This is a genomic window from Streptomyces oryzae (assembly GCF_017676365.1).
GTDB lineage: Bacteria > Actinomycetota > Actinomycetes > Streptomycetales > Streptomycetaceae > Streptomyces > Streptomyces oryzae.
In genome coordinates this window covers 1-18,668 of record NZ_JADKMA010000011.1, presented here as the reverse complement: position 1 = coordinate 18,668, position 18,668 = coordinate 1, and the positions used below count along the sequence as shown (strand labels likewise).

Annotated in this window: 17 protein-coding genes; 10 read left to right on the top strand and 7 right to left on the bottom strand. The window is 71.7% G+C overall.

What is annotated here, in order from left to right:
* Positions 1-25 precede the first annotated feature (25 nt).
* Positions 26-1,339 carry an alpha/beta fold hydrolase gene (locus ITI46_RS03875; protein ID WP_209237941.1) on the top strand — a complete coding sequence of 438 codons (1,314 nt, stop codon included), beginning with the start codon at positions 26-28 and terminating at the stop codon, positions 1,337-1,339.
* A 13-nt stretch (positions 1,340-1,352) separates the two neighbouring features.
* Here ITI46_RS03875 and ITI46_RS03870 read toward each other — a convergent pair whose 3' ends face one another.
* From ITI46_RS03870 to ITI46_RS03855, 4 genes are all read right to left on the bottom strand, one after another.
* Positions 1,353-1,757, bottom strand: coding sequence for a DnaJ family domain-containing protein (locus ITI46_RS03870; RefSeq protein ID WP_209237940.1), 405 nt, complete (start codon positions 1,755-1,757; stop codon positions 1,353-1,355).
* A complete protein-coding gene (locus ITI46_RS03865; protein WP_209237939.1) occupies positions 1,754-2,512 on the bottom strand; it encodes a DsbA family oxidoreductase in 759 nt (252 codons plus the stop codon). The genes ITI46_RS03870 and ITI46_RS03865 overlap by 4 nt, the downstream gene beginning before the upstream one ends.
* A gap of 28 nt (positions 2,513-2,540) precedes the next feature.
* The gene (locus tag ITI46_RS03860; protein WP_209237938.1) at positions 2,541-4,010 is read right to left on the bottom strand and encodes a carboxyl transferase domain-containing protein; all 1,470 of its coding nucleotides are present in this window, start codon (positions 4,008-4,010) and stop codon (positions 2,541-2,543) included.
* 153 nt (positions 4,011-4,163) lie between these two features.
* On the bottom strand, positions 4,164-5,264 hold the full coding sequence (locus ITI46_RS03855) for an amidohydrolase family protein (RefSeq protein WP_209237937.1): 1,101 nt from the start codon (positions 5,262-5,264) through the stop codon (positions 4,164-4,166).
* A gap of 516 nt (positions 5,265-5,780) precedes the next feature.
* Between ITI46_RS03855 and ectA the strand changes: the two genes are divergently transcribed.
* The 4 genes from ectA (at position 5,781) to thpD (ending at position 9,293) form a co-directional block, all read left to right on the top strand.
* The gene (gene ectA, locus ITI46_RS03850; protein WP_209237936.1) at positions 5,781-6,296 is read left to right on the top strand and encodes a diaminobutyrate acetyltransferase; all 516 of its coding nucleotides are present in this window, start codon (positions 5,781-5,783) and stop codon (positions 6,294-6,296) included.
* A gap of 99 nt (positions 6,297-6,395) precedes the next feature.
* Positions 6,396-7,664, top strand: a complete 1,269-nt coding sequence (gene ectB, locus ITI46_RS03845; RefSeq protein ID WP_209237935.1) for a diaminobutyrate--2-oxoglutarate transaminase — start codon at positions 6,396-6,398, stop codon at positions 7,662-7,664.
* 153 nt (positions 7,665-7,817) lie between these two features.
* Positions 7,818-8,219 (top strand): ectoine synthase, encoded by a 402-nt coding sequence (locus ITI46_RS03840; RefSeq protein WP_209237934.1) that lies wholly within the window; start codon positions 7,818-7,820, stop codon positions 8,217-8,219.
* 174 nt (positions 8,220-8,393) lie between these two features.
* The gene (gene thpD, locus ITI46_RS03835) at positions 8,394-9,293 is read left to right on the top strand and encodes an ectoine hydroxylase (protein ID WP_209237933.1); all 900 of its coding nucleotides are present in this window, start codon (positions 8,394-8,396) and stop codon (positions 9,291-9,293) included.
* A gap of 83 nt (positions 9,294-9,376) precedes the next feature.
* Here the strand turns inward: thpD and ITI46_RS03830 are convergent, their stop codons facing one another.
* Positions 9,377-10,438 carry an aminotransferase class V-fold PLP-dependent enzyme gene (locus ITI46_RS03830; RefSeq protein WP_209237932.1) on the bottom strand — a complete coding sequence of 354 codons (1,062 nt, stop codon included), beginning with the start codon at positions 10,436-10,438 and terminating at the stop codon, positions 9,377-9,379.
* A gap of 72 nt (positions 10,439-10,510) precedes the next feature.
* Entirely contained in the window at positions 10,511-12,019 is a 1,509-nt protein-coding gene (locus ITI46_RS03825; RefSeq protein WP_307808051.1) for an aldehyde dehydrogenase (NADP(+)), read from the bottom strand.
* Positions 12,020-12,193: 174 nt separating this feature from the next.
* On the opposite strand from ITI46_RS03825, the gene ITI46_RS03820 reads away from it, so the two are divergent.
* The 5 genes from ITI46_RS03820 (at position 12,194) to ITI46_RS03800 (ending at position 17,641) form a co-directional block, all read left to right on the top strand.
* Positions 12,194-12,964 carry an IclR family transcriptional regulator gene (locus ITI46_RS03820; RefSeq protein ID WP_209237930.1) on the top strand — a complete coding sequence of 257 codons (771 nt, stop codon included), beginning with the start codon at positions 12,194-12,196 and terminating at the stop codon, positions 12,962-12,964.
* 97 nt (positions 12,965-13,061) lie between these two features.
* Positions 13,062-14,033: a hypothetical protein gene (locus tag ITI46_RS03815; protein WP_209237929.1), complete on the top strand. Its 972-nt coding sequence runs from the start codon at positions 13,062-13,064 to the stop codon at positions 14,031-14,033.
* Positions 14,030-15,373 carry a sensor histidine kinase gene (locus tag ITI46_RS03810; protein WP_209237928.1) on the top strand — a complete coding sequence of 448 codons (1,344 nt, stop codon included), beginning with the start codon at positions 14,030-14,032 and terminating at the stop codon, positions 15,371-15,373. The genes ITI46_RS03815 and ITI46_RS03810 overlap by 4 nt, the downstream gene beginning before the upstream one ends.
* Positions 15,370-16,029, top strand: a complete 660-nt coding sequence (locus ITI46_RS03805) for a response regulator (protein ID WP_209237927.1) — start codon at positions 15,370-15,372, stop codon at positions 16,027-16,029. The genes ITI46_RS03810 and ITI46_RS03805 overlap by 4 nt, the downstream gene beginning before the upstream one ends.
* Positions 16,030-16,144: 115 nt before the next feature.
* Positions 16,145-17,641: a penicillin-binding transpeptidase domain-containing protein gene (locus tag ITI46_RS03800; RefSeq protein WP_209237926.1), complete on the top strand. Its 1,497-nt coding sequence runs from the start codon at positions 16,145-16,147 to the stop codon at positions 17,639-17,641.
* A gap of 1 nt (position 17,642) precedes the next feature.
* Here the strand turns inward: ITI46_RS03800 and ITI46_RS03795 are convergent.
* On the bottom strand, positions 17,643-18,668 hold a 1,026-nt coding region (locus ITI46_RS03795; RefSeq protein ID WP_209237925.1), incomplete at its 5' end, for a hypothetical protein.

The window sequence follows — 18,668 nt, the reverse complement described above, 5'->3', positions numbered from 1 at the left end:
CGCCGCTCCAGGAGGACTGGACTGGATGACTGCCACTGTGCGACACCCCGGGACCACGCTGACGGAGCACGTTTTCGCCGTACCACTGGACCACTCCCGTCCGGACGGCGAACAGATCGAGGTGTTCGCCCGCGAGGTGGTCGCCGCCGGGCGGGAGCGCGAGGAGCTGCCGTGGCTGCTGTTCCTGCAAGGCGGACCGGGCAACACAGCGCCCCGTCCGGTCGGCCAGGCCGACTGGCTGCGCGTCGCACTGCGGCACTACCGGGTGCTGCTCCTGGACTCCCGCGGCACCGGCCGCTCCACACCCGCCAACCGGCAGTCCCTCACCGCACGCGGCACGGAAGCACAACAGGCCGCGTATCTGGCGCACTTCCGCGCGGACTCCATCGTGCGCGACGCGGAACTGGTGCGCAGGCGGCTGCTGGGCGAGGACGCGCAGTGGTCGACCCTGGGGCAGAGCTTCGGCGGCTTCTGCACGCTGACGTACCTCTCACTCGCCCCCGAGGGCATCAGGGATGCCTTTGTGACAGGCGGCCTGCCGGGACTGCGCACCAGTGCGGAGGAGATCTACCGCACGGCCTACCCCCGGGTCGCGGGCAAGAACGCCGCACACTACGCACGCTTCCCGCAGGACGTGGCGAGGGTGCAGCAGATCACCGAACACCTCGCGGACCGCATCGTGCTGCTGCCGGACGGGAGCCCGCTCACGGTGGAGCGGTTCCAGTTCCTCGGCATGCTGCTGGGCGAGGGATCGGGCTCCCCCAGGCTGCACTATCTGCTGGAGAGCGCCTGGATACGGTCGGCTGCCGGGCCGGAGCTCTCGGACACCTTCCTGGAGGGCGTAAGGGCGCAGATCTCGCTGGCCGCCAACCCGCTCTTCGCCGTACTGCAGGAACCGATCTACGCACAGCGCTCGGTCAGCAGCGGGGGCACCAGTTGGGCGGCGCAACGGGTGCGCGGCGCGTTCCCCCAGTTCGACGCGGAGCGTGCGCTGGAGGCCGGTGAACCTGTGCTGTTCACCGGCGAGATGATCTACCCCTGGATGTTCGACCTCGACCCGGCCCTGGTGCCGCTCCGCGAGACAGCCCATCTGCTGGCCGAACGGGGCGACTGGCCGGACCTGTACGACACGGAGCGGCTGGCCCGCAACGAGGTGCCGGTGTATGCGGCCGTCTACGCCGACGACATGTACGTCGACCGGGGCCACTCACTGGCCACCGCCCGCACCGTGCCCCACCTCCGCACCTGGCTCACCGACGAGTGGGAGCACGACGGCCTGCGGGTCAGCGACGGCCGGGTGCTGGAGCGGCTGTTGGCGATGGCACGCGGCGAGCAGTGACTTGTCACCGGCGTCACCGGCCGGAACGACCGGAGCGCCACTCCCGCACGGCGCTTTCCACGTCGAACGGGACCAGGCGGTGCGGCGGGCCCTCCGGTGGGTGGCGGATCGCTTCCTCGATCCTGGTGTTGATCTCGCTCAGGACCGAGCGCACTTCGGCCTCCGACCGCGCCGCTGCGGCCCGCTCCCGGGCTTCCTGCGCCTCCTTGCGCAGCGCGAGGGAGGGCGGCAGCCAGGACAGGTTCTCATCGCGCATCTTGCGCTCGACCCACCACTGCTCGGTGTACGGCTTGTCCAGGCTGGGCAGCGGTTCGCCGGTGCCGGGGAGGTCCGCGAACTCGCCGCGCTCCTCGGCCTCCCGGATCTGCCGGTCCGCCCAGCTCTCGAAGCTGACTCCTGGGGGCTTGCGTTCGGTCATGACGCGTCCTCCCTGCGGTGTGCGGGCACCTCGCAGGCCCCATCTTCACACGCGTCTGAAGAGTGCTGCTGCCCGGATACTCCGGAATCCGCCCCCACCTGCACCAGCCCGCCGGCCGCCGCGTACGCCTGCTCCAGCGCCTGGGTGAACACCTCGGCAGGCTGGCCGCCGGAGACACCGAAACGGCGGTCCAGCACGAAGAACGGCACTCCCGTGGCGCCCAGGGCCGCCGCCTCGCGCTCGTCGGTGCGTACGTCCTCGGCGTAGGCGTCCTGGTCGGCGAGAACGCGGCGCACCTCGGTCTCGTCCAGCCCGGCCCCGGTGGCGACGGAGACGACGGTCTCCGGGTCGCCGAGGGGCAGCAGTTCGGCGAAATTGGCGCTGTAGAGAGCGTCCAGCAGCGCGGCGTGGGCGGCCGGACCCTGCCGTTTCGCGTGGTGCAGCAGGCGGTGCAGGGCGAAGGTGGAGCCGTTCATCAGGCGGCCGGACGCATAGCCGAGGCCCTCGCCGTGCGCGGTCTCGGCAACCCGTGCCTCGGCAGCCTCGGCCTGCGCGGGCGTGAGACCGTACTTGTCCGCCAGGTGCCGGACGACCGGCAGCCCACTCGGCCCGCCCGCGTTCGGGTCGAGCTCGAAGGAGCGGTGCACCACCTCCACCTCGTCCCGGTGGGCGAAGGCGGCCAGGCCCTTCTCGAAGCGGGCCTTGCCGATGTAGCACCAGGGGCAGGCGATGTCCGACCAGATCTCTACGCGCATGTCCTCTCGAACCGCTGCCGGGGACCGGCTATTCCCCTGCGGCCTCCGGGCCCGCGACGCCGGACACCGCTCCCTCGGCGCCGGACACCGCTCCCCTTACGCCGGGGGTCCTCGGCGCCCCGTGCGCGGTGTCCACCACCCCTTGTGCCACGCCGAGTTCGACGGCGTCCTGAGGGCGCAGCCGCAGCTCCTCGGCGGTCCGGGGCACCTGGTCGGCGTCGCGCTTGAGGATGGCGGCGGCCGACTCGGGGGCGATAACGGAGAAGTAGCTGTCCGGGGTGACCCACAGCCTGCCGGGCGCCGCCAGGGCCAGGGCACCGCCCGAGCCGCCCTCGCCGATCAGCAGCGAGGTGACCGGCACGGGGGCCTCCGCCACGGCGGCGAACACCTCGGCGATCGCGGGCCCGGCACCGGCCCGCTCGTCCTCGGGGCCGTTGGCCGCACCAGGCGTGTCGATCAGTGTCAGTACGGGGATGCGCAGCCGCCCGGCCATCCGGATCAGCCGCGCGATGGTGCGGTAGCCGGCCGGGCGTGTCGGGGTGCCGCACTGCGCGGCGTAGCCGACCGTACGCCCCTCGTGCAGCCCGAACCCGCACAGCACGCCCGCGTCGGTGCCCGAGCAGCGGTCGCCGCTGATGTCCTCGCGGTCCGTGAAGTAAGCGTCCAAGTAGGCGGCGGCGCGGGGGCGGCCTGCGGCTCGAGAGCGCGCCACGGCCTCCGTACCGCTGTCGGGCAGCCGGCCGCAGGCGGTCGGCCCGGGCAGCGCGTACGGCACCGGCGCGGCCTCGGGCGCTGCCGCTGCTTCTGCCCCTGCTGCCCCGCCGGTGCCCGGTGCCGCCAGCAGGGTGAGCCAGCGGGCGAGTGCGGTGTGCAGGCCCGCTTCGTCCACGAGCTGGTCGATGTACCCCGCCGCGTGCTGGGCCTCCACCGTGTACGCGGTGGGGTCGGCGGCGCGGGGGCGTACGCGTGAGCCGGCGAACGCGGCCTGCGCGCCGGGCAGCCCCAGCACCACGTCGGCGCCCGCTGCGAGGGTGGCCCAGCCACCGCCCGTCGTCGGGTCGCGGACGACCGTGAGCTGCGGCAGCCCGGCCGCGCGGGTCAGCGCGGTCTGCCGGGCCACGCGCTGGAGCTGTACGAGGGCGCGCATGCCCTCCTGCATCCGGCTGCCCCCGGTGGCCACCAGCGTGACCACCGGCAGCCGCTCTTCCCGGGCCCGGACGTGAGCCGCCTCGATGAGGTCGCCCGTGCGTTCGCCGAGGGAGCCGCCGAGGTAGCCGAACTCGAAGCAGAGCAGTACGGCGTCGGTCCCGCCGATGCGGCCTGTGCCGCACACCACGGACTCGGTTTCCCCGGTGCGCGCCTGCGCTTGCGCGCGCATCCCGTCGTATCCGGGCCACCCAAGCGGACCGTCCGCCTTCGGGGGCCGGTCCTCGGGTGAGGCGAGCTCCGTGAAGTCGCTCGCCAACTGAGCGAGCAGCGTCCGCGCCGTGGGCTTCATACCTCCAGGCTGCCGTATCAGTGCCCCGACGTGGGGGCTGCGCAGAGGAGGCGCGCCCCGAAGGGGCGCGGGGAACTGCGCGCGCAACCACAAACCCACCCGCAGCCCGCAACGAACCCCAAGGGGCACCCCCTCCCCGTCAGCGCACGATCGTCAGTGCACGATGCGGCCCCGCAACACCACCCGACTCGGCGCCTCCAGCACCCGCACATCGACCCGTGGATCAGCCTCAAGAACAACAAGGTCCGCAGGGTCGCCCTCGGCCAGGGCCGGGCGCCCCAGCCAGGCGCGGGCGCCCCAGGTGGCCGCGGAGAGCGCGTCCCGCACCGGTATCCCCGCCTTGACCAGTTCGCCGACCTCCTGGCCGACCAGCCCATGGGCGAGGGAGCCACCCGCGTCGGTGCCGGTGAAGACGGGGATGCCCGCCTCCCAGGCGGCCCGCACGGTGTCATAGCGGCGGGCGTGCAGCTCGCGCATATGGGCTGCCCAGCGGGGGAACTTGGCCTCACCGCCGGCCGCGAGACCGGGGAAGGTGGCGATGTTGACCAGCGTGGGCACGATGGCGACGCCACGCTCGGCGAAGAGCGGGATGGTCTCCTCGGTCAGCCCGGTGGCGTGCTCGATGCAGTCGATGCCCGCCTCCACCAGGTCCTGCAGCGAGTCCTCGGCGAAGCAGTGCGCGGTGACGCGGGCACCCTCCTCGTGGGCCGCCGCGATGGCCTCCTCGACCGCCCAGCGCGGCCAGCAGGCGCTCAGATCGCCCTCTTCCCGGTCGATCCAGTCGCCGACGATCTTGACCCAGCCGTCTCCTCGGCGCGCCTCACGGCGTACGTACGCGGTCAGGTCGCCGGGCTCGATCTCGTGTGCGTAGTTGCGGATGTAGCGCCGCGTACGGGCGATATGGCGGCCGGCGCGGATGATGCGGGGCAGATCGTCCCGGTGGTCGATCCAGCGCGTGTCGGAGGGCGACCCGGCGTCGCGCAGCAGCAGGGCACCCGCTTCCCGGTCGGTGAGCGCCTGCTTCTCGCTGGTCGAGTCGTCGACGGGGCCGTGCGCATCCAGTCCGACATGGCAGTGCGCGTCGACCAGGCCGGGCAGCACCCAGCCGGTCAGCACGGTGGGCTCGGCGGCGCCGCTGGGCCGGTGCGGGCGCTCGTAGGTGATGCGTCCGTCCACCACCCACAGTTCGTCCCTTACGTCCTCGGGCCCGGCCAGCACCCGCCCCTTGATATGCAGACTCGCGCACTCGCTCATGTCCGCACTGTACGAGGGCCCGGCACGGCGGCGTCCAGAGCACCTCCCGGCGGCGGGGGACCTGCGGATGGCCGAGGAGTGGACACCGGCGGGACCGAAAGCGAAGAAAGAGATCCACGAAAACGCGGACATGCCCTAAGATCCGGCTTTAGGATGCAATTCAGCTCGCATTTCCGCGTACAGGTGCCCGTATTCTTCTGCCCGCTTTCCGCAAGCGTAAACGCTAAGATTTCGTTAGCTTCATCGCACCTTCGCGGGGCTTATCTCCAGCGGATCTCGCGGACGTTATCGGACTGTGACAGAACCAACAGTCCGCCCGCCATACCCGGACATTTCCGCTTAAGTGAGGGCCGATACAGCGGCTCAGCGCGCCCGCCCGCCCGCGCGCAATAACACAGGCCCCCCGCTGCACGTAACCCCTCACCCCCGTGCAGTTTCGGATTCTGCTGGGTAAGTTGAATTCACATGACCGCCGCACAAGCAGACCATGCACGTGCCCATAGAGGATTTCTCGAAATGCCGGAGGGACTGAAGCTCGACACACCCCGTGTGGACGACGGAGCCGCGATCTGGCGCATCGCCCGCGACTCGAAGACCCTCGACCTGAACTCCTCGTACAGCTACCTGCTGTGGTGCCGCGACTTCGCCGCGACCTCGGTCGTCGCCCGCGACGGCGCGGGCGAGCCGGTCGGCTTCATCACCGGCTACGTACGGCCCGAGCAGCCGCGCACCCTCCTCGTCTGGCAGGTCGCCGTCGACCAGGCGGCCCGCGGACGCGGACTCGCAGCGGCGATGCTGGACGGGCTGACGCTCCGCGTCGCCGAGGAGTACGGCACCGACACCGTCGAGACCACGGTCACCCCGGACAACACCCCTTCCAACCGGCTGTTCACCTCCTACGCGGAGCGCCACTCGGCTGCGCTCACCAAGGACGTGCTGTTCGACGCCGCGCTCTTCCCGGAGGACGGCCACCTGCCGGAAGTGCTGTACCGGATCGGTCCGGTCGTGTTTCCCGGCGCATCGAAGCGCTGACGTATACGGCCCCTGACCCGCGGGTAGGCACCGTCGCCGACCGCCCATCCGCCCATAACCAGACTTTCTTCCCACGCGACTCACTCCCTGGAGCAAGCTGTGACCATCACCCAGCCGGACCTCAGCGTCTTCGAAACCGTGGAGTCGGAGGTGCGCAGCTACTGCCGTGGCTGGCCGACCGTCTTCGACCGGGCGCAGGGTGCGCACATGTACGACGAGGACGGGCACACCTACCTCGACTTCTTCGCCGGAGCGGGCACGCTCAACTACGGCCACAACAACCCGGTGCTCAAACGCGCCCTCCTGGACTATCTGGAACGCGACGGTGTGGTGCACGGGCTGGACATGTCCACCAGCGCCAAACGCTCGTTCCTGGAGACGTTCCAGGAGCTGGTCCTCAAGCCGCGCGGCATGGACCACAAGGTGATGTTCCCCGGGCCGACCGGCACCAACGCGGTGGAGGCGGCGCTGAAGCTGGCCCGTAAGGTCAAGGGCCGCGAGTCCATCGTCTCGTTCACCAACGCCTTCCACGGCATGTCGCTGGGCTCGCTCGCCGTGACCGGCAACGCCTTCAAGCGCGCCGGCGCCGGCATCCCGCTGGTGCACGGCACCCCGATGCCGTTCGACGACTACCTCAACGGCACCACCGAGGACTTCGTCTGGTTCGAGCGGCTGCTGGAGGACCAGGGTTCGGGGCTCAACAAGCCCGCAGCCGTCATCGTCGAGACGGTGCAGGGCGAGGGCGGCATCAACGTCGCCCGCGCCGAGTGGCTGCGTGCCCTCTCCGAGCTGTGCCGGCGGCACGACATGCTGCTGATCGTGGACGACATCCAGATGGGCTGCGGCCGTACCGGCGCCTTCTTCTCCTTCGAGGAGGCGGGCATCAAGCCGGACATCATCACGCTGTCGAAGTCCATCGGCGGCTACGGAATGCCGCTGGCACTGACCCTGTTCAAGCCGGAGCTGGACATCTGGGAGCCGGGCGAGCACAACGGCACCTTCCGGGGCAACAATCCGGCCTTCGTCACCGCGACCGCCGCGCTGCAGACCTACTGGGCCGACGGCCAGATGGAGAAGCAGACGCTCTCCCGCGGTGAGCAGGTCGAGGCGGTGCTCAAGGCGATCGCCGAGGAGCACTCCGACGAGATTGCCGACTACCGCGGCCGTGGTCTGGTGTGGGGCCTGGAGTTCCACAACAAGAGCCGTGCGGGCGCCGTCGCCAAGCGCGCCTTCGAACTGGGGCTGCTCATCGAGACCTCGGGCCCGGAGAGCGAGGTCGTCAAACTGCTGCCCTCGCTGACCATCACCCCCGAGGAGCTGGACGAGGGGCTGCGGATCCTGGCGCGGGCCGTCCGCGAGACCGTCTGACCCGCTCGATGTGGCCCGTCCCGGCTGTCGCCGGGACGGGCCACATCCGTAATGAGCAAGAGCCGGAATGGCTACTGATGCAAGGGGCTGCGTCCGTAATGGACAACAAATAGCCCCTTCCATAAGGAACACAGAGAAAGGCACCATCAGACCGTGATCGTTCGTTCCTTCAAGGACATCGAGAACACCGACCGACACGTCAAGGCGGCGTCGGGCACCTGGGAGAGCAAGCGCATCGTTCTCGCGAAGGAGAAGGTGGGCTTCTCCCTGCACGAGACGGTCCTCTACGCGGGCACCGAGACCTCGATGTGGTACGCCAACCACATAGAGGCCGTGCTCTGCGTCGAGGGCGAGGCGGAACTGACCAACGACGAGACCGGCGAGAAGCACTGGATCACTCCCGGCACGATGTATCTGCTCGACGGGCACGAGAAGCACACGATGCGCCCGAAGACCGACTTCCGGTGCGTGTGCGTCTTCAACCCGCCGGTCACCGGCCGTGAGGACCACGACGAGAACGGCGTCTACCCGCTGCTCACCGAGCCCGACGACTGAGCCGGTAAGGCTGAGCGGCGACGCGCCGCAGCACCGCCGCGCCGAAGCGGTGCGGTGCTGACACGCTGAGGCAGCAGCCCTTCGTGACTGGGGACCGTGCGCCGGTCCACTTCGGCCGTCCCGGCCGTTTCGCCAAGTGAACAGGGCCGTACGAGAGGAGAGGAAGGCACTTCCATGACCACCGCACCCGAGCGCACCGCCGACCTGTACCCGACTCGCGGAACCACCGAGGTGGCCATCCCGCGGATGGACCCCGTCGTGTGGTCCGAACCGGGTACGCCGGGGCCGATCGAGGCCACGGACCTGGCGGGCTTCGAGCGGGACGGGTTCCTCGCCATCGACCAGCTCATCGGACCCGACGAGGTCGATGTGCTGCGCGCGGAACTGGAACGGCTCACCTCGGATCCGGAGATGCGTGCCGACGAACGCTCGATCGTCGAGCCGAAGTCGCAGGAGATCCGGTCCGTGTTCGAGGTGCACAAGATCAGCGAGGTCTTCGCACGGCTGGTGCGTGACCCGCGCATCGTGGGCAGGGCACGGCAGATCCTGGGCTCGGACGTCTACGTCCACCAGTCCCGGATCAACGTCAAGCCGGGCTTCGGCGCCACGGGGTTCTACTGGCACTCCGACTTCGAGACCTGGCACGCAGAGGACGGTCTGCCCCGGATGCGGACCGTGTCGGTTTCGATCGCACTGACGGAGAACTACGACACCAACGGCGGCCTGATGATCATGCCGGGGTCACACAAGACCTTCCTCGGCTGCGCGGGCGAGACGCCGAAGGACAACTACAAGAAGTCGCTGCAGATGCAGGACGCGGGGACACCGAGCGACGAGTCCCTGACCAAGTTCGCCGAAGCACACGGGATCAAGCTGTTCACGGGAAAGCCCGGCTCGGCGACCTGGTTCGACTGCAACTGCATGCATGGAAGCGGTGACAACATCACTCCGTTCCCGCGGAGCAACGTGTTCATCGTCTTCAACAGCGTCGAGAACCAGGCGGTGGAACCCTTCGCAGCGCCGGTCCGCCGTCCCGAGTTCATCGGGGCGCGGGACTTCACGCCCGTGGAGTGACCAGGACGGTGTCCTGCTGAGGCGGGGGCGGGACCGTACGCGGTCCCGCCCCCGCTTCGTACGCGCTCGGTCCGCCGGGAGGCTCAGTCCAGGAGGCCGAGCAGCCGCTCCACGTCCTCCGCGGTGTTGTAGAGGTGGAAGGCCGCACGCAGATTGCCTTCCCGGTTCGAGACCGACACCCCGGCGGCAGCCAGCTTCTCCGCTGCGTGCCCGAGGCCGGGCACCGCGACGATCGCCGAGTCCCCCGGCACCGGTTCGTATCCGCGGCCCAGCCCCGCGACCTCCTTGCGGAACCGCGCGGCCAGCGCCCTGTCGTGCGCACCGATCGCCTCGGGCCCGCCCAGTTCCTCGACCAGTTCGAGGGAGCGCGCAGCACCCAGATACGGCAGGAAGGGCACCGATTCCTCGTACGCCCGGGCGTCCGGTGCGAGCCGGGCGATCGGGCCGTAGCAGTCGTCCCAGGGCGAGGCCCCCGCCGCCCACCCCGCATGCAGCGGCAGCAGTGCCCGCTCCTGCTGCGCCTCGGGCGAGACAGCCAGGAACGAGGCGCCGCGCGGGCACAGCAGCCACTTGTACGCGCCGCAGACCACGAAGTCGTAGTCCTCGGCGCTGAACGGCAGCCAGCCGGCCGCCTGCGTCACATCCAGCAGCACCCGCGCCCCGGCGGCGCGGGCTGCTGCCCGGGCGGCAGGCAGATCGGCGATGCGGCCGTCCGCCGACTGCACCGCGCTGAGGGCCACCAGCGTGGTGGAGGAGTCCACCGCCTCCGGAAGGGCGGAGAGGGGCACGGTGCGCAGGGTGATGTCGTCGCGCACCGTGAACGGGTTGACGACGGAACTGAAGTCGCCCTCCGGCACCAGGACTTCGGCACCGGAGGGGAGGGAGGCGGCGATCAGTCCGACGTGCGTGGACACCGCGGTGCCCGCCGCCACGCGGGCCGGCGTCGTGCCGGCGATCCGCGCGAACGCCGCGCGCGCTTTGTCGACTTCCGCGAAGTAGGCCACGAAGTCGGTGCGGCCCGCGGACATTCCGGTGACGGCCTCGGTGACCGCCGCTGCCGCGCGGGCGGGGAGCAGGCCGTGGGAGGCGGTGTTGAAGTAGGTGACCTCGGGCTGGAACTCGGCGGCGAGCAGATGTTGATCCATTCCGCCAGTTTCGCGAAACGGGCGCCGCCGGTCCACGGAGTTTGAGCTCCTCGAAACTCTGCGGGGCGCGTCCTACTCCCGCACGCCGTCGACCCTGCGCGGCAGCCCCAGCGGGTTACCGTCCCGCAGTTCGGGTGGGAGCAGGGCCTCGGGCGTGTTCTGGAAGGCGACCGGCCGCAGCCAGCGCTCGATGGCGGTGGCCCCGACGGACGTGGACGTCGACGTGGTGGCCGGGTACGGCCCCCCGTGGTGCTGAGCCGGCGCGACGGCGACCCCGGTGGGCCATCCGTTCACCAGCACCCGCCCCGCGACAGCCGTGAGCCGTGCGACCAGCGAGGTGGCACCCGCACCGCCCGCGGCCTCACCCGTCCCCAGGTGCACCGTGGCGGTGAGGCTGCCGGCCACCTGGTCCAGCACCGTCTCGACCTCCGCCTCGTCCGCGTACCGGACGACGACGGTCACCGGACCGAAGCACTCCTCCAGCAACAGCTCGTGCTCCTCGCCCAGTTCACCGGCGGTGACGGTGAACAGCCCGGGCCGCACGGTCCGCTCGTCGTCCCCCGCCCCGGCGACGACCGGCGTCTCGACCCGGGCGAGGGCCGCCCGTTCGGCGACACCGGCGAGGAACGCGTCCCGCATCCGGTCGTCCAGCAGATGGCCGGGGGCGGTGGCGCGCAGGGCCGCGGAGAGCTTGTCGAGCATCCGGTCGCCGTCCGCGCCCTCAGGGACGAGGACGAGGCCGGGCTTCACACAGAACTGACCGGTGCCCAGGGTCATGGAGCCGCCGAGCCCCTCGCCGATCTGCTCGGCGCGCTCGGCGACGGCCTCGCGGGTGACCACCACGGGGTTGAGGGAGCCCAGCTCGCCGTGGAACGGGATGGGCCGGGGCCGGGCGGCAGCCGCGTCGAAGAGGGCACGGCCGCCCTTGACCGAGCCGGTGAACCCGGCAGCCGACACCAGCGGGTGCCGCACCAGTTCGACGCCCGCCTCGAAGCCGTACACCACCGAGACGACGTCCTCGGGCAGCCCCGAGTCCACTGCCGCGGCCCGCAGCGCTGCCGCACACAGTGCCGAGGTGGCGGGGTGGTCGGGGTGTGCCTTGACGACAACGGGACAGCCGGCGGCGAGCGCGCTGGCGGTGTCGCCGCCGGGAACGGAGAAGGCCAGCGGGAAGTTGGAGGCGGCGTAGACGGCGACGACGCCGATCGGCAGCTTGTAGCGGCGCAGGTCGGGGCGGGGCGGGGTGAGCGTGGAGTCGGCGTGGTCGATGATGACGTCGAGGTAGCCGCCGTCCTCGACCTCGTCGGCGAAGGCCCGCAGCTGCCCTGTCGTACGGGCGAGTTCGCCGGTCAGCCGGGGCTCGCCCAGCGCGCTCTCGGCGTCAGCCGTCGCGACGACCCGCTCGCCGTCGGCCTCCAGCCGCTTCGCGGCGGCGCGCAGGAAGGCCGCGCGGACCACGCGGTCGGCGAGCGCGGGGAGCGCTGCGTGCGCGGCCCGTACGGCGGCGTCCACATCGGCCGCCGTGGCCTCGTCGGCAACCCGCTCCCGCTGCTTTCCGGTACGGGGGTCGACGCTCCACACTGGTACTGCTGCTGCCACCGGGGTCCTCCTGGTCCTGCGGATCCGCTCTCCTGCAGGCGTCCCGCGCGGCCTCATCGGCCCTGCGGGGCCATCTTGTTCGGTATGCTGAACAATATCCCTGTAGGTGAATTCCTTTGGGACTGTAGGTCTGCGCGAACAGAGGGGTCAAGGTCGATGTCGGGTACCGAGGCGGGGGGTTCGCAGGTCAAGTCGGCCGTGCGGACGGTGGAGCTGCTGGAGTTCTTCGCGGGGCGGCCCGGGATGCACACGCTGGCCGCCGTCCAGGAGGCGGTCGGCTACCCCAAGTCGAGCCTCTACATGCTGCTGCGCACGCTGGTCGACCTCGGCTGGGTGGAGACGGACGCCACCGGCACCCGGTACGGAATCGGGGTGCGGGCACTGCTGGTCGGAACGTCGTACATCGACGGCGACGAGGTGGTGGCAGCGGCCAGGCCCACCTTGGACCGGCTCTCGGACGACACCACGGAGACCATCCACCTGGCGCGGCTGGACGGCACCAACGTGGTCTACCTCGCCACCCGCCAGTCCCAGCACTATCTGCGCCCGTTCACCCGCGTCGGGCGCCGGCTGCCCGCGCACTCGACCTCGCTGGGCAAGGCGCTGCTCGCCACGTACCCGGACGAGCAGGTGCGCAAGATGCTGCCCGAGGCGCTGGCCCAGCTCACCGAGCACACCCTCACCGACCGGGAGCGGCTGATCGAGGAGTTGCACCTGGTGCGCGAGCAGGGGTACGCCGTGGACCGCGAGGAGAACACGCTGGGCCTGCGCTGCTTCGGCGTCGCCATCCCCTACCGCACCCCGGCCAGGGATGCCATCAGCTGCTCGGTGCCGGTGGCCCGGCTGACGCCCGCACACGAACAGACGATCAAGGACGCGCTCTTCGACGCGCGGGACCGGCTGATGCACGCCACGCGCACGCTCTGACCCTCGACTCTGTGACGAGCGGTCTCCGCCGCGCGGCGGAGGCGGTTCGTCGCCGGGCAGGAGGTGCCGCTTCCGCCGGGCCGGGAGCGTGGTGGCCATGGAGAGAGCAAGGAATGTCCTCGCCGCCGTCACGGTGGCCGCCTGTCTGCCGTATCTGACGCTGAAGCTCGTCTGGCTGTCCGGCGGGCGACTCGGCATCCCCCGGGGCAGCCCACTGCTCGACAGCGGCGCCACGATGTGGGCCCTCAACGCACTGACGGTCGCCATGGACGGCACTGTCGTGCTGCTGGTGCTCGCCCTCACCCGCCCCTGGGGGCGGCGGCTCCCCGGCGCCGTGGTCGCTCTTCCCCTGTGGATCGCCTGCGGGCTGCTGGGACCGATCGTGGTCGCCTTTCCCGTGCAGCTGCTGCACGGGGTGCTCGGCGGCAGCGGCGGGGACGGCAGCGACAAGGGCGCCGACGGACTGCTGGAGAGCTGGGTGTGGACTCTCGTCTACACCGGATTCTCCGTGCAGGCCATCGCCCTGGGTGCGCTGTTCGTCCTGTACGTACGCGACCGCTGGGGCGCACTGTTGCGCTCCCCGCTGTATCCGCCGTATCCGGGCACTGCTGCACCGGACGGCCCGGGCGGAGTGCACCACAGGCGGCGCGGGCTGTTCGCCGCGGCGGTGCTCGTGGCGCTTCCCTGGGCGGTGGGACAGGCGGTGTGGATGACCGAAGGGAGTGCCGACAGCCGGATCGTCGATGCGACGTTCCTGCTGTACGCGGTTCTCGCCGTCGCAGCAGTCGCGAAGTTGCTGCGTACGGGCGGTACCGAGCGCGGCGCCACGGCGCGGCTGTGGCCGACGCTGGCCGCCGCGTGGAGCGGCACTGGTGTGCTGGCGTGCTGGGGCGGCTGGCTGCTGCTGGGGGCGCTCTCCGGCGGTGGCCGGACGCTGGGCCAGGAGACGAGCGGGACCGCGCTGCTGGCCTACTCTTGCCAGGCGCTCGCCGGGCTGCTGCTCGCGGCGCTGGGTGCCCGGCAGCTGCGCCACCGGGCGCGCACGCACAGCAGGGGGGCGACGGTATGACGGAACGGCCGGCGGGGCGGCGCGGCAGGGTGCGCGTCCTGGCGCTGCGCTGGGTGCATCTGCTCCAGGGCGGTGCGCTGCTGATGCCGTTCTACCTGCTGGCCAATGTCGGAATCGGCATTGTACGTCCCGGTATGGTCAAGTTTCTGAACTCCGAAGTCGGCCCGCAGTTCCTGGCGTTCGGACTCTCCCTCCCGCTCGTGGCGGTGGCCGGGCTGCTGCCGGTGCTCCGGTCGCTGGAGTCCGCCTCGGCGCGCGCACTGTGCGAGCTGCCCGGCGGCACGCTCGCCCTGGGGCCCGCCGACCCGTGGGCGGCGCGGCGCCGCACCGCGGTCTGGTTCACGCTGCACGTGGGGCTCGGCGGGATGCTGAGCGGGGCTTCGCTGGCAGTGCCGCCGATGGCCGTCGTCCTGCTGGTCCTCCCGCTCTTCCCCGCCCTGCGCGAGATGAACTGGTCCTGGCCGTGGGACCACGCGGGCAGCGCGCTGTGGACGGCACCGGTCGCCGGGCTCGCGCTGCTGGTGGCGCTGGTGGCCGCCGTACACGGGGCCGGGGCGCTGCTGGCGCGCTGTGCGCCCGTGCTGCTGGGGCCCACGCCGGCCGACCGGCTCGCCGCGGCCGAGCGCCGCGCGGCCGACCTGGCGGCCCGCAACCGGCTGGCGCGCGAGCTGCACGACTCGGTCGGGCACGCGCTCAGCGCGGTCTCGCTCCAGGCGGGCGCCGCTCGCCGGGTGCTGGACGGCGACCCGGAGTTCGTACGGGAGGCGCTGGCGGCGATCGAGGAGACCAGCCGGGGCGCCGTGGCGGAGCTGGACGCGGTGCTCGGAGTGCTGCGGGCCGGGGAGAGCGCCCCGGCGACCGGACCGGGTCTGGCGGCCGGCCTCGACACCCTGGTCGCCCGCACCCGCGCCACCGGCACCGAGGTCCGGCTGCGGGTCGACGACGCTCTCGGCCCCCTCGCGCTGCTGGAGGCCCAGGTCTCGGCCGAGTCCTTCCGCGTGGTGCAGGAGGGGCTGAGCAACGCGCTGCGGCACGCGCCCGGCGCCGCCGTGGACGTCCGGCTGGAGCGGCAACGCTCCCCGGACGGCGATCTGCTGGCGGTCACGGTCGAGAACCGCGAGGCAGCCGCGGGCCAGGCGACCCCCACCCGCGCCTCGGGCGGCCGGGGCCTGGCGGGGATCGCCGAACGGGCGGCGCTGCTGGGCGGCACCGCACGGGCGGGCGGCGAGGGCGGGATCTGGCGGCTGACGGCCCGCCTGCCGCTGGCCCCGCAGGTACGCGAGGAGATCAAGCCGCCGAGAGCGGCGCGGGAAAGCACCGAAGAGGAGAGCACTCGATGACAGCGGCGCCCCTGCGAGTCCTGCTCGCGGACGACGAGCGCATGGTCCGTACGGCGCTGCGCGCGATCCTGGCGAGCGAGCCGGGGATCGAGCTGGTCGGCGAGGCGGCGGACGGCGACGAGGCGGTCTCAGCCATACGCGAGCTGCGCCCGGACGTGGTGCTGATGGATGTGCGCATGCCGCGCGTCGACGGCATCCGCGCCACGGAGCACCTGGTGCGGTCCATGGGCGAGCAGGCACCGCGCATCCTGATCCTGACCACCTTCGAGAACGACAGCTACGTCTACGACGCGCTGCGCGCGGGTGCTCACGGCTTCCTGCTGAAGCGGGCGACGGCAGAGGACCTGGTCGCAGGGGTGCGGCTGGTGGCGCGCGGCGAATCGCTGCTGTTCCCTGCCGCCGTCCGGAACCTGGCCGCCCACCACGCCAGGGAACGCCGCGCCGAGGAGCTCACCACGCGGCTCACCGACCGCGAGGTGTCGGTCCTGCGGCTGATGGCCCAGGGGCTGACCAATGCGGAGATCGCCAGGCAGCTGACGGTCAGCACGGCGACGGTGAAGACGCACGTCGCCGGAGTGCTGGCCAAGCTGGGCGCCCGGGACCGCACCCAGGCGGTCATCCTCGCGTACGAGAACGGTGTCGTCACCCCGGGCTGACCAGCTGAGCGAGGTGACCAGCTGAGCGAGGTGACCGGCTGAGGGAGATGAGAATGCCCTGAGAAGTCCCTGCCGGCAGGAACCCGCGCCGCCGTCGGACGCGTTCTCGTAGGGGATGAACAGGACGATCAGGCGTGCGGGCACCGTCACGCTGCTGCTGGTGATGGCGCTGCTGCTGCGGCTCACCTGGATGCAGCTGGCGCACGGCGAAGCCCTCGCGGACAGCGAAAAAAACCGGCGCAACACCATCGAGCAGTACGCGCAGCCGTTCGGGGACATCTATGTGGGCGGCGAGCCGGTCACCGGCTCCGCGCGCTCCAAGGGCGGCGGGGATCTGCGCTATCAGCGCGCCTACACCGACGGCGCGCTCTACGCACCCGTCACCGGCTTCGCCTCACAGGTGCGGGGTGCCACCCAGCTGGAGGGCATCTACCAGGACGTGCTGGACGGCACCGACGACCGGCTCAAGAGTCCGCTGGGCCTGCTGACCGGCGAGCAGGCCAACCCCGGCAACGTCCTGACCACCATCGATCCGCACGTCCAGCGCACCGGATACGAGGCGCTGGGCGGCAAGAAGGGCGCCGCCGTGGCGATCGACCCGGACAGCGGTGAGATCCTCGGCGCCGTCAGCACCCCGTCGTTCGACCCCTCGGCCATCAGCGGCAGCGGCGCGGAGGACACCGCGGCCTGGAAGAAGCTGACCGCGCGCAGCGGCAACGACAAGACCGACGACAAGCCCACGCTGAACCGGGCGCTGCGCCAGGCCGTACCGCCGGGCTCGACGTTCAAGCTGGTGGTGGCCGCGGCGGCGCTGGAGGACGGGCGGTACTCCTCGGTTGACGAGCCGACCGACAGCCCCGACCCGTACACCCTCAAGGGCACCTCCAAGGTGCTGGAGAACGAGAACAAGTCGGCGCCGTGCGAGAACGCCTCGCTGCGGACCGCGCTGCGCTACTCGTGCAACAACGTCTTCGCCAAGCTGGCGACCGACCTGGGCGCCGAGAAGCTCCGCGAGCAGGCCGAGAAGTTCGGCTTCAACGACGAGAAACAGGACGTACCCGTGCGCGCCGCCAAGAGCACCTTCCCCACCTCGATGGACGAGGCGCAGACCGGGCTGTCCGGCATCGGGCAGTTCGAGGTCACCGCGACCCCGCTCCAGATGGCGATGGTCTCGCAGGCCATCGCACACGGCGGCGAACTCGTGGACCCGCACATGGTCTCCCGGGTGCAGGACGCGAGCGGCAACACGCTCCAGTCGTACGAGGACCCGGACTCGCACCGCGTGATGAGCGAGCGCACCGCCGCACAGCTGCGCTCGGCCATGGGCACGGTGGTGGACAAGGGCACCGGCTCCAACGCGAAGATCGACGGCGTCAAGGTCGGCGGCAAGACCGGCACGGCCCAGCACGGCGTCGACAACAGCGGTACGCCGTACGCCTGGTTCACCTCCTACGGCGAGACCGAATCCGGCGAAAACTCGGGCAAAAACTCCGGCAAAAAGGTCGCCGTCGCCGTCGTGGTGGAGGACTCGGACGCGGCCCGTGCCGAGGTCAGCGGCAACGGGCTGGCGGCCCCCATCGCCAAGCAGATGATGGAGGCAGCGCTGCGGTGACTCAGCCCCCGGGCAGCTGCCCCGCGAGGGCTCCGGCCACCGCGGCGAGGTCCTGGTCCGAGGCGAGCCCGGCGTGGTAGAGCCGCAGTTCACTCGCGCCGAGCGCGCGGGCGTGCGCCGCGTCGTCGGCGAGCGTGTGCGGGCTGCCGCCCATGCCGGAGACGACGGTGAAGTTGGCGGCGAGCGTTGCACCGGGCCCGCCGTGTGCGGCGAACGGGCTCAGCGCTTCCTCGCGTTCGGCGCCGCTCTCGGGCCCGCCGGGGCACGGGACGACGACCCCGTCGGCATGGCCGAGCACATCGGCGGGGCTGGTGCCCGCGTTGGCGCCCGTACGGTGCGGGGCCGGGTCGGCGTGCAGGAGCACCCGGAAGGCGCCGGGCGCCGCCTCGCGCCGTACCGCCGCGACCGCTTCGCGCTGGAGACGGCTCGCCGCGGCGTCCCGCCACCGGGCGACGAGGGCCGCGGACTCTGCGCCGAGCAGCGACTCGATCGTGGCCCACTCCCCCGCCCGCCCGCTCCGTTGGGACGGAGCCGCGGCACTCCCGCCCCGCCAGGCCGGTTCCAGGGCGCGCAGTACGCGCTCGCGCAGCCGTTCCGGGTCGCCGCCCAGGGTGGCGTACCCCTCCTCGCACACGTCGCAGAAGCACAGCGACATCAGGGCGGTCGCCGCGGCGCCCAGCGGGACGCCGCCGGTCTTGTCGTGGGCGTGCAGATGGGCGAGCCCGTACCAGCCGCAGGACTCCAGTTCCGTGCCACGCGTTCCGGTGCCGGGCCGCACCGCCGCCTCGGCCGCCAGCGCGACGGCGTAGTCCCGCACCTCGGGGCGCGCGATGCACGGGGCCCATGGGTAGCGGTCGCCGTAGGCGTTGCGGACGCTGGTGTGCGGAAAGTCCTCGCCCAGCCGGGAGTTGTGGGCCAGCACCACCCAGGAGTGCACCTCCAGCCCGGCCCCGGCCAGCGCGCCGGCGGCCTCGGCGTACGGGCCGCCCGGATCGTCGCTCTCCACCCACTTCTGCGGGTAAGGACG